Raw genomic sequence first — 13,980 nt, 5'->3', positions numbered from 1 at the left:
ACTATACCGCCAGACTCTTGCCGCTTGCAGCATCAAACAGATGCGCCTGCGACAGATCAAAATGCATAGAGATCGCTTCACCGGAATTGAGGTGACGCGGGTTTAGCATACGCGCCACCCATTCCTTGCCGGCGAACTCGACAAAAACCAGCGTTTCATTGCCAAGCGGCTCGGTGATCGAAACGTGCAATTCGCCCTCATGAACGGCGTCTCCCGATGAAAGCCCATGGCCTTTCGGAAACAGATCATCCGGGCGCAGGCCGAACGTGACCTTGGAGCCATCCGTGACCTTGGCCTTGAACTGTGCAGGCACCGGCAGGCGCTGACCATTGGCAAAGACCAGTTCCGAACCCTGCACGGTTGCCTCGGCCATATTCATAGGCGGCGAGCCGATAAAGCCTGCAACAAACTGCGTTGCCGGGCGCTTAAACACTTCATCCGGGGTTCCGACCTGTTCAATATGGCCGTCACGCATGATGACGATGCGGTCGGCCAATGTCATGGCCTCAACCTGATCATGCGTCACATAAACGACGGTGGACTGCACCTTGGCATGGAGCTTCTTGATCTCCGTGCGCATCTGCGTGCGCAGCTTCGCATCGAGGTTAGAAAGCGGTTCGTCGAACAGAAACACTTCCGGATTGCGCACGATAGCGCGGCCCATGGCAACGCGCTGGCGCTGACCGCCTGAAAGCTGCGCCGGACGGCGTTCCATCAAGGCTTCAAGGCCAAGAATAGCGGATGCTTCATTGACGCGACGGTCGATTTCCGCCTGGGGCTGCTTGGCGATTTTGAGCGAGAAACCCATGTTTTCGCGCACAGACATATGCGGATAAAGCGCATAGGACTGGAACACCATCGAGATGTTGCGATCACGCGGCGGCAGATCGTTGACCACCTTGCCGCCGATTTCCAGCGCGCCGTCGGAAATGCTTTCAAGACCTGCAATCATGCGCAGCGTCGTGGACTTGCCGCAGCCCGAAGGGCCAACAAGCGCTACAAATTCCTTGTCGGCGATTTCGAGATTAATGCCATGCACCACTTCGATTGTGCCATAGCGCTTGACGAGATTTTTAATGGAAAGCTGAGCCATTTTATATCAACCTTTAACCGCGCCGAACGTCAGACCAGCAACGAGATGCTTCTGAACGATGAATGTGAGGGTCAGCGCCGGAATAATCATCACGACCGCCAGCGCACACATGCCGCGCCAGTCGATGGTGAATTCAGCGGTGTAATCGAGAAGACCAACAGGAAGGGTCTTAGAATTGACCGAGCGAGTAAGCTGGGAAGCCAGCGCATATTCGTTCCACGAGGTGAGGAAGGCGAAGATACCTGCGGTCGCAATGCCGGGACCAGCCAGTGGAAATTCCACCTGCCAGAAGGCCTGCCAGCGCGTGCAGCCATCAATCTGGGCTGCTTCCGCCAAATCCTTCGGCACCTGACGGAAGAAGCCGTCGATCAGCCAGATCGTAAACGGCACATTGAGCGCCACATAGGTGATGATCAGGCCAAAATGCGTATCGATGATGCCGATGCGCGAATAGAGCATGAAGAGCGGCAGCGAAAGCGCAATGCCCGGCACCGAGCGCGTCAGCATGAGGCCGAGGAAGGTCGTCGACTTCCCCCCAGAAGCGGAAGCGCGCAAACGCATAGCCACCCGAAACGCCGACGATCAGCGCAATAATGGTGGATGTGACCGAGATAATCAGCGAGTTGCGGAAATAATCCCAGACCGGAATACCGCCGCCGCCTGCGCCCCGAGAACATGGCACGATAAGCCTCGAAGGTGATTTCCTGCGGAATCCAGACCGGCGGCTTTGCCATGATTTCGACTGGCGGACGCAGCGAGGACAGCACGATCCACAGACCGGGCAGGCAGATGATCGTCATCGCGAGAAACAGGCCGATGAGGTACGCGACTTTCTTGACGCGACGTAGCAGGCGATGCTGATCATTAGAGAGGGTTTTGGAAGCCATGATTACCACTCCGCTCCAATTTGCGCGCGTGCGGCTGCAAGCTTGCGGAAGAACATTACGGTGAAGAGGATCGACAGCAGGATCGCGACATAGGCCATGGCATTGGCCAGCCCCATCTGCGCATCCGAATAGGCGGTGCGCCCGACCAGCGTCCAGATCAGCTCGGTTCGGCGTGCCGGGCCACCATCGGTCATGATCTTCACGATGTCATAAGCGCGCGCCACATCAAGCGAACGAATAGTCATTGCGATGAAAGCAAAGGGCATCAGATAAGGCCAGATGACATAGCGGAATGTCTGCCATGGCGTGCAGCCGTCGACGCGCGCGGCTTCAACCGGGTCCTGCGGCATGGACAGAAGACCGCCCAGAATGAGGATTGCGAACACCGAGGTCGACATCCAGACTTCTGCCAGTAAAATCGCAAACAGCGCCAGATTTCCGTCGATCAGCCATGGAATAGCCTGGCTTGTGATGCCCAGAGATTGCAGCGCATTGTTCACGAGACCGATATTGTCGTTGAACATGAACTTGAACTGGAAGCCGACGAGCACCGGCGAAAACATCATCGGGAACATCATCAGCGTGCGCAAAACACGCTGGCCGTGGGTGGCCTTGTTGATGAGCAGCGCTAAGCCAAGGCCGAGCAGCATTTCCAGATTGAGCGCGATGGTGAGGAAAATCACCGTGCGAATGAATGCAGCCCAGAACACCCAATCACTCATGATGCGCTGATAGTTGCGCAAGCCGATGAAGTTGAACAGGCTTTCAGGGCGCGTCAGCCGGAACGGCGTGAAGCTTGAATAGAGCGAAAGCGCGAGGGGAAACAGAACCACCGCTGCGAGAATGATGAAGGCCGGAAGCAAAAGCAGAACCGGCGGGGAAATTCGTTTAAACATTGTTCTTCCGAAGCGGTCATTAAGCCAGCATCAAAGCGCGCGCATCTTGTCCAAAAACCGCTACACACTTTTTGGGATGCGCTTGGAATGGCCCGCCCCATTCAGAACGGGCCATGAAGTCATAGTTTAAATCAAACGGCGGGCTTAAAGCTCGCCAGCATCCTCAAGGATCTGCGTTGCCTTCTTGGCTGCATCATCAAGCGCCTGCTGTGAGGTCTTGTCACCAAGGATAGCTGCCTGAAGCTCAGGATAAACAGCGTTGGAAATTTCGATCCAGGATGGGGTCTGCGGAACCGGGAAAGCGGTCTTCGCAGTTTCCTGGAACACTGAGAGCACTTCCTTCTTGTATGGATCGGAAGCAGCCTGTTCGATGACGTAATCCCAGACAGCGGTGCGGGTTGGAAGCGTGCCAGCCGCCGATTCCTGCTTCTGCGAATCCTCATTGGTCAGGAACCAGACGAGCGATGCGGCAGCTTCTTTATTGTTGCAGGTTTCAGTGACCGAGAAGCCATGATGACCCGACCAGCCAGTGCGCTTACCCGATGAACCTTCCGGCGCGACGGCGATACCGACATTGCCTGCGACTTTCGACGACTTTGGATCGTTGAAATAGGTCGCCCAGCCCGGCCAATCCAGATTGAGTGCAATGGTGCCGGATGCAAAGCCAGCGCCCAACTCATCCCACAGATAGTTGGTGGTGCCTGCAGGAACGGCCTTGGCCTTGTAAAGGTTGACGAACCAGTCGAGCGCACGGACACCGGCTTCAGAGTTGAAAGCAGGCTTGCCGTCCTTGAGATATTCGCCGCCTTCAGCCACCAGCATTTCATAGAAGCGGCCATTGATGGCTTCTTCCTTGCCCGCAAACTGCGTGCCATAGAAATTCGGCGGATCTGCAAAGAACACAGCCTGATCGGAAACTTCCTTCCAGGTCTTTGGTGGAGCCAGATCGTAGCCGTATTTCTCCTTGAATGCCGCCTTCTTGGCGTCATCTTCGTAGAGGCTCTTTTGGTAGTAGAGCGCCGAGACGTCGTATTGCGCCCGCGGCAGCATGATCAGCTTGTCGTTAAGCGTCGAAGCCTTGATGACCGATGGCACGAAGCCTTCGATTTCTTCCTTTGGAACCAAAGCGTTCAGGTCGGCATAAAGGGTAGGATATTGTGGTGCAAAGGACGAGTGGTTGGAACCAACGCACCAATTGATCGAGCCGGATGCAATGTCCGACTTGATTTCCTTGTCCAGCTCGAAGTGGTTCTTCTTGGACAGGATGTTGACCTTGGCACCGGTCGCTTTTTCCCATTCGGCAATGCGCGAATACAGCGCTTCATACTGCTGACCACCAATGAGCTTGGCGTCAATTGTAACGCCTTCAAATTTGCCCGGAAGTTCCGCAGCCCCCGCAGAAACCATACCCAGCGCAAGCAGGACTGAACCTGCCAGCACAGATGTCGTAAAATTCCTCATGCTTTCCTCCTCATGACGGGCACCTCCCGTGCCCGCACCCAATTGTAAATTGTGTATTTATATGCAAACATAATATTCACAGCCGGTCAAGGCGCTTTCGCTGCGTTCACGACTTTCATCACTTGCGATGTTCGTATATGAAGAAGGCTATTCATGAAGGGGACCAGTTTGGAAACGGATGATCGCTACCGCGCGCCTGCGCTGGACAAGGGGCTGGATATTCTCGAATTGCTGGCGAGCGTCGATGGCGGCTTAAGTCAGGCTGAGATTGCCAAATATCTCGACCGCAGCCCCAACGAGTTTTATCGGATGCTCGATCGTCTGGTGAAGCGCGGTTATGTGACCAAGCTCGAAGGCGACCGTTATTCTCTGACGCTGAAGCTGTTCGGTCTTGCACATCTGCATGCGCCGGTGCGCAGACTTGCATCATTCGCCACGCCCTTCATGCGCGAACTCGCAGACCGCTCAAAGCAAGCCAACCAGCTTGCCGTGTTTGATCGCGGTTCTGTTGTGGTGATCGCCCAGCAGGAAGCCCCGGATTATTGGGGAATTTCGATCCGCGTCGGCTCACATATCAGCCTGTTTGATACAGGTTCCGGCCATGTGCTTTTAGCCTTCCGCTCGCCGGAAGAGCGTAAGATGATGATCGCCGAATATGTGAAGGGCGGCGAAAGTGCACAGCTTGACGACAACTTCTATGAGCGTCTCGATCAGATCCGCGAGCGCGGCTACGAGATGATGCCAAGTGCGCAGGTGGCTGGTGTCTATAACCTCTCGGCACCGATTCTCGGGCCGGACGGCACATGCATTGCAGCGCTCACCTGTCCTTATGTCACGCTCGTTAATTCGGCATCAGCACCCGACATCACACAGACGATCAATTTGCTGCAAAAGACGGTCAAAGACCTGTCGAAGCTGGTTGGTTCCGATATCGGAACAACTGATTAAACAGCAGTGATAATTCTTATTTGAAAACTCTCTTCTTTTTTGAAAGTATGACATCGGAGGAGAGTTTTCATGATTATCGATACCCATCTGCATCTGATAGACAAAAGCGCGCTCAACTATCCATGGCTGGGAGACGTACCCGCCTTGAACCGCGACTTTCTGTTTGACACCTATCGGAAGCAGGCCGAACGCTGCGGCATTACAGCGGCGCTGCATATGGAAGTGGATGTTGCGGCTGATAGCATTCAAGCCGAGACGCACCATGTTCAGGATATTTCAATCGCGAATGGTGGCTTCATAAAAGGTGCAATTGCCTCCTGCCGCCCGGAAGAACCGGGCTTTCCCGAATATCTCGAATTGCAGCTTGGTAATCCTTTCGTCAAAGGCTTTCGCCGCGTGCTGCATGTCGTACCTGATGACGTTTCTGAGGGTGTTCTTTTCCGCGAGAATATCAAGCGGTTGCAAGGCACTGGCCTGACCTTTGATCTCTGCACACTCCCACACCAGATCGACAAAGTGACGGCACTTGCCGATCTCGCACCAGACGTGCAATTCGTGCTCGATCATTGCGGCGTTCCCGACATCAAATCAGGCGCACTGGAAGTCTGGCAGAAGGGCATTAACGAGATTGCGCAGCACGACAATGTGACGGCAAAGATTTCCGGTGTGGTCGCCTATGCCGATGCTGAAAGCTGGACCGTCGACACTGTGCGCCCCTATGTAGAGCATGTCATTCAGGCCTTCGGCTGGGAGCGGATTGTGTGGGGCAGCGACTGGCCGGTCTGCACACTAGCGAGCACTGTCGATGCCGGGCTTTCGACATGGGTGGCCACAACCCATGCGCTCCTTGAAGGATGCAGCGAAGACGAAAAAGCGCTGCTTCTCTCCGAGAATGCAACGCGTCTCTGGAAGCTATAAAATTGATAAAGCTGGCGGATTAACCGCCAGCCAATTTGTTGAATTAAAAGCTTTCGCGGAAAAGCCGATTGAGATCGGCAACGACATCTTCCGCCTTCTCATTGTCCAGCAAGCCCTTGTTGATGCGTTCCGATGCCGCTTCCTGAAACGGCATATAACCGTCATGGCGCGGACGCACCCAAGCGCCTTCCAGCGTCGCGCGCGTATCGCGATAGAAGTCGGAGGTAGCTTGGTTTACAGCATCGTCTTCCCAAGCATCTGCATGTCCCGGCTGACCGTTGGAAGCCGCATAAAGCCCCTTCTGCACCTCACCACTTGCAATCCAGTAAGCAAAGTCGATTGCTGCTTCAGGATGTTTGCTGAAGGCTGAAACAGCAATACCCGTACCACCCAGAGCCGAGCCTGCAACCCCCGCCGCACCCGCTGGAATATCCGCAAAGCGAATCAGTCGATCGCGGAAGCCCGGCATGGCATAATTCACATAGCCATAGATTAGCGGCGAACAGGCAATATCCGAATCCGGCTTTGCCATTTCTTCAAACACCGCAATCGGGTCCATGCCGAAACATTCCGGCTTTACGAGCGAGGCAATCTCACGCAACTGCTCAAAAGCTTGTGAGCCATCCTCAACAGAGATCAGCTCGCCTTCGACCGCGCAAGGCGTTCCAGCATTGGCAACGAGAGTATAAAAACACATCAGCGAATGCGGTGAGCGCAGTGGCAGCAGAACTTTCCCGGCGCGGGCTAGACGCAGCACCTCACCCCATGAGGTGGCTGGCTTGTCCATCAGGTCCGGACGCCATGCCTGAACCTGTGTGGCGGCATCAAGCGGAAATGCCCATTGCCGCCCCTGCCAGTTATAGCTTGGGAAGGACTGGCCGACCGAACCTTCGGCAAGCGCCTTCAGTTCCGCTTCGCGACCCGCCACATCAAGCGGCACAAGGCAGCCTTCCTTGGTGATCTGGCCCACATGCGGATGATCGATCACGATCATATCGAAATTGCGCGCCAGTTCCTCAACCGGAAAGGTCTCGAAATCCTGCAAAGAGCGCTTTTCCCACTCGATTTCAACGCCCTTGTCAGCAAGCCATTGTTCGGCGCCTGCAACCATCGGATCATAGCCGCGCGGATGGCTCCAGGTCATGCCTTTAAGCTTGATCGTGCTCATAGACCGAACTCCTCGCGAATTTCTTTGCTGTTTTCGCCAATGCGCGGGGCTGCGCGTGCCACCTTCGGGCGCTGTCCGTTGATGCGCAGCGGCGAACGTGTCGTGGTAATGGAAACATCATCTTCGCGCGTCACAGTCTGGAGCATGTCGAGAGTTGAAAAGCCTTCGCTTGCAAGCAGTTCTTCCCAGTTGAGAACGCGCGCGCACCAGATATCAGCTGGTTCCAGAATGGCCAGCCATTCATCTACCGTCTTCGTGGCAACACAATCAGCGATCAGCCGTTTGATTTCATCGCGCTTGGCAAAAGCCAGTTTGGCATCCTCAACGAAAGGCGCAAGCGTATCTGTTTCAAGCAGTGGTGCGAGTTTCGCAATCGGCATCATGGCAATCGCCAGATAACCGTCCGCTGCTGGATAGACACCGTAAGGTGCTGCAAGATAGGCATGCGCGCTGCGGAAATCGGAACGCTTTGGCAGGCGGCGACCATCGTTAAGGTGGGTGGTCAGCACTTCAAACTGGAAATCAACCAGCGCTTCGAGAAGGCTGGTTTCGACATGCGAGCCTTTATTGGTGATGCCGCGCCGCACCAGCGCTGCGAGAATGCCTTGTGCCGCAGCAGCGCCAGCCAGCATATCGGCAACCGCCAGACCGAATGGAACCGGTCCCTGCCCTTCATCACCATTGAGCCACATGAGGCCCGAACGCGCCTGCGCCAGCAGATCCTGTCCGGGACGACCGACCCATGGACCTTCTTCGCCATAGCCGCTGATCGATGCATAGACGAGACGTGGATTTATCTCTTTGGCCGCTTCGTAATCAAGACCAAGACGCTTGATAACACCGGGACGGAAATTCTGAATAACCACATCGGCCTGTGTGAGAAGCTTCTTCAACGCAGCCAGATCGTCAGGATTTTTGAGGTCAATCGCAAGGCTGTCCTTGCCGCGATTGATGGCATGAAAAATCGTGGAATCGCCGCCTATTTCCGTGTCGCTCAGATAAAGCCTGCGTGAGAGATCGCCGCCATCGGGCCGTTCAATCTTGATGACGCGTGCGCCCAGATCCATCAGACGCAACGAGCAATACGGCCCCGACAGAAACTGGCTCATATCAACAACGACAAGCCCGCTCAGCGGCAGTTCGCTTTCCGACATCGGGAAATTCCCTCCTCATGAATTTCTTATGTGAATACAGTCTTCACATATGGATTTATAGAAGGCAAGGCTGAAATTGGGGTAAAAATGCAAAAACGCCGCCCGGTTGGGCGGCGTTTTCAGTCCCGATTTGATGAATTGGATTGTGTGTTAGACCTCGTTGCTGGCCAGTTCCAGCAAGGTCCAGACGTGATCAGCGAATGAGTTCCACACTTCGATCCGGTAATGATCGGCATCCCACTTCAACAGAATGATCTGGGCATGATCGAAGATCGTGCGGGCAGCACCCGGAAAGCTCATCTGCGAAAGCTCAAGCGGGGAAGCGGCATTCAACAGCCATTCGGCTTTGGGCCCGGAAATATCGATGCCGGTTTCCCGATGGCTTACTTCCGTCAGGCTGTGCGGCTCTGTTTCATAAAGCGTGGCGAAAGCCTGCGTAATCGCAGCACCCTTGGCTTCATCAGCCCAGATATACCATTCATCCGGTCCGATGCAGGCAACGGCAATCTCGTCCGTGCGGATCAAACCGCCGATCTTTGCCGGGATTTTTGCGCCCAGCGCTTTTTCGGCCAAGGCCAGTTTTGCCGGGGCAATGCGCAGGATGAAACGGGCGGCATCATCGGCTGCATGGATTTCCAGACGACCGGGAATGACGACCTTGCGGTTCGAATAAGGTTTTGTCTCAACAAGCATGGTTCAATCCTTATCCGTTCAGTTTCTTGCCTTCGGGATCATAGAAGACCATTCCCGAAACCACAGCCTCATGCACTGTGCCATCAGGCATCGGCATATAAAGCGTTTCACCCATACGATCCTTGCCACCGGAGACCACTGCCATGGCGATGGAACGACCAAGCGCCTCGCTCCAATAGGACGAGGTGACATGACCAAGCATGGTCATCGGCAGCGCCTGCTTTGGATCGGCAACAATCTGCGCACCTTCTTCCAGCACCAGCTTCGGATCGTTGGTGAGCAGACCCACAAGATGCTTGCGATCCGCTTTCAGCATATCCGGACGCGCCAGCGAACGCTTGCCGACGAAATCCGGCTTCTGCTTGCCGACAGCCCAGCCAAGGCTTGCATCATCCGGCGTAATCGTGCCGTCAGTGTCCTGACCGACAATGATATAGCCCTTTTCAGCGCGCAGAACGTGCATGGTTTCGGTGCCGTAAGGCGTGATGTCGTATTGCTGACCGGCCTCATAGAGCGCCTTCCAGAGTGACAGGCCGTAACGGGCAGGCACGTTGATTTCATAGCCCAGCTCGCCGGTGAAGCTCATGCGGAACAGACGCGCTGGCACGCCAAGGAATGTGCATTCCGCCACCGACATATGCGGGAAGGCTTCATCGGAAATATCCAGACCTTCAACCATTGGCTCAATGAGCTTGCGCGCATTCGGGCCATTGATTGCCACCACTGCCCACTGTTCGGTGGTCGAGGTCAATGAGACTTTCAGGTCAGGCCATTCAGTCTGGAGATAGTCTTCCATCATGTTGAGAACACGCGCGGCGCCGCCGGTCGTGGTCGTCACGTGGAAGCGATCCTGCGTCAGACGACCAACAACACCGTCATCGCGGATGAAGCCATCCTCGCCGAGCAGCAAACCATAGCGGCAGCGCCCGACACCAAGCTTCGTCCAAGGATTGGTATACATGCGGTTCATGAATTCCGCTGCATCCGGGCCAACCACTTCGATCTTGCCAAGCGTTGAGGCGTCGAAAATGCCGAGTGACTGGCGGGTTGCCTTGCACTCGCGCGCCACGGCCTGATGCATGTCTTCGCCGGTTTTCGGGAAGTACCATGCGCGACGCCACAGCGAGACCGGCTCGAAAGCAGCACCGTGCTGTTCGGCCCAGCTATCGATTGGCGTCTTGCGCGTGACATCAAACAGCTTGCCGCGATTGTAACCGCAGAAAGCACCAAAGGTTGTTGGAGTATAAGGCGGGCGGAAGGTGGTGAGACCAACCTGAGGCGTTGGGCGCTTGAGCGCATCGGCTGCAACCGCCAGACCGTTAATGTTCGAGGTCTTGCCCTGATCGGTCGCCATGCCATTGGTGGTATAGCGCTTGACGTGCTCGATGGAATGGAAACCCTCGCGCACGGCCAGACGAATATCCTTGGCAGTCACATCGTTCTGGAAATCGATGAAAGCTTTGGCCTTGCCCGGATCGCGATCAGTTGGCAGTTCGCGACAGCTTACGCCGTCACAGACGAAATCACCGGCAACTGCATATTCAGATGCTTTGGCCTTATGCCCGGCATCGGAGGCAGCAGCGGCACCCGCTTCCGCACCCTCGCGCAATGCGGCCTGCAGGTCGAAATTGCCATTGCCTGCACCGGCACAGCGGCTTTCCTCGGTGCGTTCGCCCGGCAGATAAATCTGACGCGCTTCATCCCAGACGAGAGAGCCTTTCGTGTGCGAGAACAGATGCACGCTCGGATTCCAGCCACCGGACATCAGCAGCACATCGCAGGCAATGGTACGTGCAGCACCAACCGAGCCATTGGAAACCGGATTAGCCCGCACAGACGACACGCGATGGCGTCCGCTGGTATCCGTCACAGTCCAGCCGGTTAGTGTTTCAATGCCGAGCATTTTTGCGCGGTTAATAAGGCTGTCGGCAACGCTTGAACGCACGTCGATGATGGCCGGAACCTTCACACCTGCAACAGCGAGGTCAAAAGCCGCAAGCCATGCACTGTCATGCGAGGTGACGACGACAGCCTGATTGCCGACCTTAACGCCATAGCGATTGAGATAGGTGCGTGCGCTCGATGCCAGCATCACGCCGGGACGGTCATTGCCTGCAAAGACCAGTGGCTTTTCGATAGCGCCCTGCGCCAGCACCACCTGCTTTGCGCGCACACGCCACATACGCTCACGCGGCGCATTGGAGGCAGGCTTGGCCTGATGATCGGTCAGGCGTTCGCAAAGACCAACCATGTTCTGATGGTAATAGCCAATGGCCGTCGTGCGCGGCAAAAGCGTGACATTCGGATTGGCTTTCAGCGCTGCTATAGTTTCATTGAGCCAGTCCCAGCTTGCGCGGCCATTGATGACCGGCTCCGGTTCCGACAGAAGCGAGCCGCCAAATTCCGCCTGCTCGTCAACGAGGATAACCTTCGCGCCGCTCTTTGCGGCTTCAAGAGCCGCAGCCAGACCGGCAGGTCCACCACCGGCGATCAGCACATCGCAGAAAGCATAGCGGCTGGCATAGGTGTCCGGATCGGGTTCGGAAGGCGATTTGCCAAGACCGGCGGCGCCACGGATGAAAGGCTCATAGACCTTGTTCCAGAAGCTTTTCGGCCACATGAAGGTCTTGTAGTAAAAGCCTGCCGAGAAGAACATGTAGAATGCATCATTGATCGCGCCGACATCGTGCTTCAGCGACGGCCAATGGTTCTGGGTTTCGGCCTTGAGACCATCATAGAGTTCCAGCACCGTGGCGCGGGTGTTCGGCTCGTAACGGCCCGGTCCACGCGAAACACCCATCAGTGCATTTGGCTCTTCGGAACCGGCAGAAAGAATGCCGCGCGGGCGGTGATATTTGAACGAGCGACCGGCCAGATGTTCGCCATTGGCAAGCATGGCGGATGCCAGCGTATCACCTTCAAAGCCGGAATAGGTCTTGCCGTTGAGGGTGAACCGAACGGACTTGGCCTTATTGACACGGCCTTTGTTATGAATGCGCATATCGGTCATTATTTCGTCTCCGCAGCCGGAGTTTCTGCCAAAGCAGGACGGGGTTCGCCTGCCTTGTAGGTGGTGACAAACTTGTCGCTCACCGTGTCGCGCACCGCATTGAAAAAGCGGCCGCAGCCATTGATATGCCGCCAGCGTTCATAATGGGTGCCGCGCGGATTGGAGCGCGTGAACAGGAAGTCGCGCCATTCATCATCGGTCAACGTCGATGGGTCGGCTGGGCGCGCAATATGCGCTTCGCCCGCATAGGCGAATTCCAGCTCTGGGCGTTCCATCTCGCAATAAGGGCAACGGATAAGAAGCATTAGTGTTTCCCCTATTTCCTTAGTGCGCGACAGCAGCAGCAGCCGCTTCATCGATCAGGCGACCGGTGGTGAAGCGTTCAAGCGTGAATGGCGCGTTGATCCAGTGTGGTTCGTCGCGCGCGATGGTGTGAGCGAAGACATGCGCGGAACCCGGTGTTGCCTTGAAGCCGCCCGTGCCCCAGCCGCAATTGACAAAGAGGCCCGGCACCGGCGTCTTGCCAATGATCGGCGAACGATCCGGCGTGACGTCAACGATACCGCCCCATTTGCGCAGCATCCGCATACGGGTGAAGATCGGGAAGACTTCGCAGATGGCCGCAAGCGTATGCTCGATCAGTGGCAAGCCGCCACGCTGGCTGTAAGACACATATTGATCAGTGCCCGAACCAATCACCAGCTCGCCCTTGTCAGACTGGCTGATATAGGCATGAACCGTGTTGGACATGACCACGCATGGGAAGATCGGCTTGACCGGCTCAGACACCAGCGCCTGTAGCGGATAGCTTTCAAGCGGCATCCGCACGCCTGCCGTATCCATGACGACGGATGTGCTGCCAGCAGCAGAAACCGCCACTTTCTTCGCCTTGATGAAACCGCGTGGCGTATCCACGCCGGTCACGCGACCCGACGCATCGCGACGAATGGCCGTGACCGGGCAATTTTGGATGATATCGACGCCGCGCTCGGTCGCGCCGCGTGCATAGCCCCATGCAACCGCATCGTGGCGGGCCACGCCGCCGCGCCGCTGCAAGGTGGCACCGACGACCGGATAGCGCGCATTGGCTGAAATATCGAGCGGCGGGCAATATTCCTTCGCCTGCTCCTTGGTTAGCCATTCATTGTCGATGCCGTTGAGACGATTGGCATGGATGTGACGCTTGAAGCTCTGCACATCATGCACCGTATGCGCCAGCATCATCACGCCGCGCTGCGAGAACATGACATTGTAGTTGAGGTCCTGGCTCAAGCCTTCCCACAGCTTCATCGCATGTTCGTAGAGATGTGCGCTCTCATCATAGAGATAGTTGGAGCGGATAATCGTGGTGTTGCGCCCGGTATTGCCGCCGCCAAGCCAGCCTTTTTCAATGACCGCGACATTGGTGATGCCATGTTCCTTGGCCAGATAATAGGCGGCACCCAGACCATGCCCGCCCGCGCCGACGATGATCACGTCATATTCGGCCTTGGGCTCGGCATTCGGCCATTGTGGCTTCCAGTTCTTGTTGCCGGACAGCGCATTTTTAATGATAGAAGCTGCAGAAAAGCGGGACATGTACAAACCACCAGTCTTACGGTTCATGCACCCATGCGGCACACGAAAAATCTCTGACGATATTTGTATTGGCTCACGAGCAAGATCGACAGCAGGCTTGCGTCAAAAGACGTCACAAATACGACATTTGCACCATTTCGCGACATGGCGAAGATCGGAGGGCCCAAGTGTTGC

Annotated in this window: 11 protein-coding genes and 1 pseudogene; 2 read left to right on the top strand and 10 right to left on the bottom strand. The window is 56.0% G+C overall.

The genetic code is table 11. The features are described 5' to 3' along the window. Nucleotide 1 precedes the first annotated feature (1 nt). From C9380_RS02085 to C9380_RS02070, 4 genes and pseudogenes are all read right to left on the bottom strand, one after another. A complete protein-coding gene (locus C9380_RS02085; RefSeq protein WP_128092889.1) occupies nucleotides 2-1,093 on the bottom strand; it encodes an ABC transporter ATP-binding protein in 1,092 nt (363 codons plus the stop codon). A 6-nt stretch (nucleotides 1,094-1,099) separates the two neighbouring features. After that, nucleotides 1,100-1,980 (bottom strand): annotated as a pseudogene (locus C9380_RS02080) (carbohydrate ABC transporter permease). Nucleotides 1,981-1,982: 2 nt separating this feature from the next. Further along, nucleotides 1,983-2,876: a carbohydrate ABC transporter permease gene (locus tag C9380_RS02075; RefSeq protein WP_024898098.1), complete on the bottom strand. Its 894-nt coding sequence runs from the start codon at nucleotides 2,874-2,876 to the stop codon at nucleotides 1,983-1,985. Between the two features lie 144 nt (nucleotides 2,877-3,020). Next, nucleotides 3,021-4,337: an ABC transporter substrate-binding protein gene (locus C9380_RS02070; RefSeq protein ID WP_094541376.1), complete on the bottom strand. Its 1,317-nt coding sequence runs from the start codon at nucleotides 4,335-4,337 to the stop codon at nucleotides 3,021-3,023. Between the two features lie 153 nt (nucleotides 4,338-4,490). On the opposite strand from C9380_RS02070, the gene C9380_RS02065 reads away from it, so the two are divergent. Continuing rightward, complete coding sequence (locus tag C9380_RS02065) at nucleotides 4,491-5,285, top strand: IclR family transcriptional regulator (RefSeq protein ID WP_111785754.1); 795 nt, start codon at nucleotides 4,491-4,493, stop codon at nucleotides 5,283-5,285. 69 nt (nucleotides 5,286-5,354) lie between these two features. Further along, on the top strand, nucleotides 5,355-6,203 hold the full coding sequence (locus C9380_RS02060; protein ID WP_100559919.1) for an amidohydrolase family protein: 849 nt from the start codon (nucleotides 5,355-5,357) through the stop codon (nucleotides 6,201-6,203). A 43-nt stretch (nucleotides 6,204-6,246) separates the two neighbouring features. Here C9380_RS02060 and C9380_RS02055 read toward each other — a convergent pair whose 3' ends face one another. The 6 genes from C9380_RS02055 to C9380_RS02030 form a co-directional block, all read right to left on the bottom strand. Then, nucleotides 6,247-7,371 carry an extracellular solute-binding protein gene (locus C9380_RS02055; RefSeq protein WP_128092888.1) on the bottom strand — a complete coding sequence of 375 codons (1,125 nt, stop codon included), beginning with the start codon at nucleotides 7,369-7,371 and terminating at the stop codon, nucleotides 6,247-6,249. Beyond that, complete coding sequence (locus tag C9380_RS02050) at nucleotides 7,368-8,525, bottom strand: CaiB/BaiF CoA transferase family protein (protein WP_100559923.1); 1,158 nt, start codon at nucleotides 8,523-8,525, stop codon at nucleotides 7,368-7,370. The genes C9380_RS02055 and C9380_RS02050 overlap by 4 nt, the downstream gene beginning before the upstream one ends. Nucleotides 8,526-8,675: 150 nt before the next feature. Next, complete coding sequence (locus C9380_RS02045; protein WP_100559925.1) at nucleotides 8,676-9,218, bottom strand: sarcosine oxidase subunit gamma; 543 nt, start codon at nucleotides 9,216-9,218, stop codon at nucleotides 8,676-8,678. 10 nt (nucleotides 9,219-9,228) lie between these two features. Continuing rightward, nucleotides 9,229-12,228: a sarcosine oxidase subunit alpha gene (locus C9380_RS02040; RefSeq protein WP_105705454.1), complete on the bottom strand. Its 3,000-nt coding sequence runs from the start codon at nucleotides 12,226-12,228 to the stop codon at nucleotides 9,229-9,231. Beyond that, entirely contained in the window at nucleotides 12,228-12,533 is a 306-nt protein-coding gene (locus C9380_RS02035; RefSeq protein ID WP_010658073.1) for a sarcosine oxidase subunit delta, read from the bottom strand. The genes C9380_RS02040 and C9380_RS02035 overlap by 1 nt, the downstream gene beginning before the upstream one ends. A 19-nt stretch (nucleotides 12,534-12,552) precedes the next feature. Beyond that, nucleotides 12,553-13,806 (bottom strand): sarcosine oxidase subunit beta family protein, encoded by a 1,254-nt coding sequence (locus C9380_RS02030; RefSeq protein WP_024898106.1) that lies wholly within the window; start codon nucleotides 13,804-13,806, stop codon nucleotides 12,553-12,555. Nucleotides 13,807-13,980 lie beyond the last annotated feature (174 nt).

Origin of the sequence: Brucella pituitosa (assembly GCF_003049685.1) — a bacterium.
In the GTDB taxonomy this organism is placed as follows: Bacteria; Pseudomonadota; Alphaproteobacteria; order Rhizobiales; family Rhizobiaceae; genus Brucella; species Brucella pituitosa.
The sequence above is the reverse complement of the archived record's forward strand: the minus strand, read 5'-3'. Positions and strand labels throughout refer to the sequence as shown.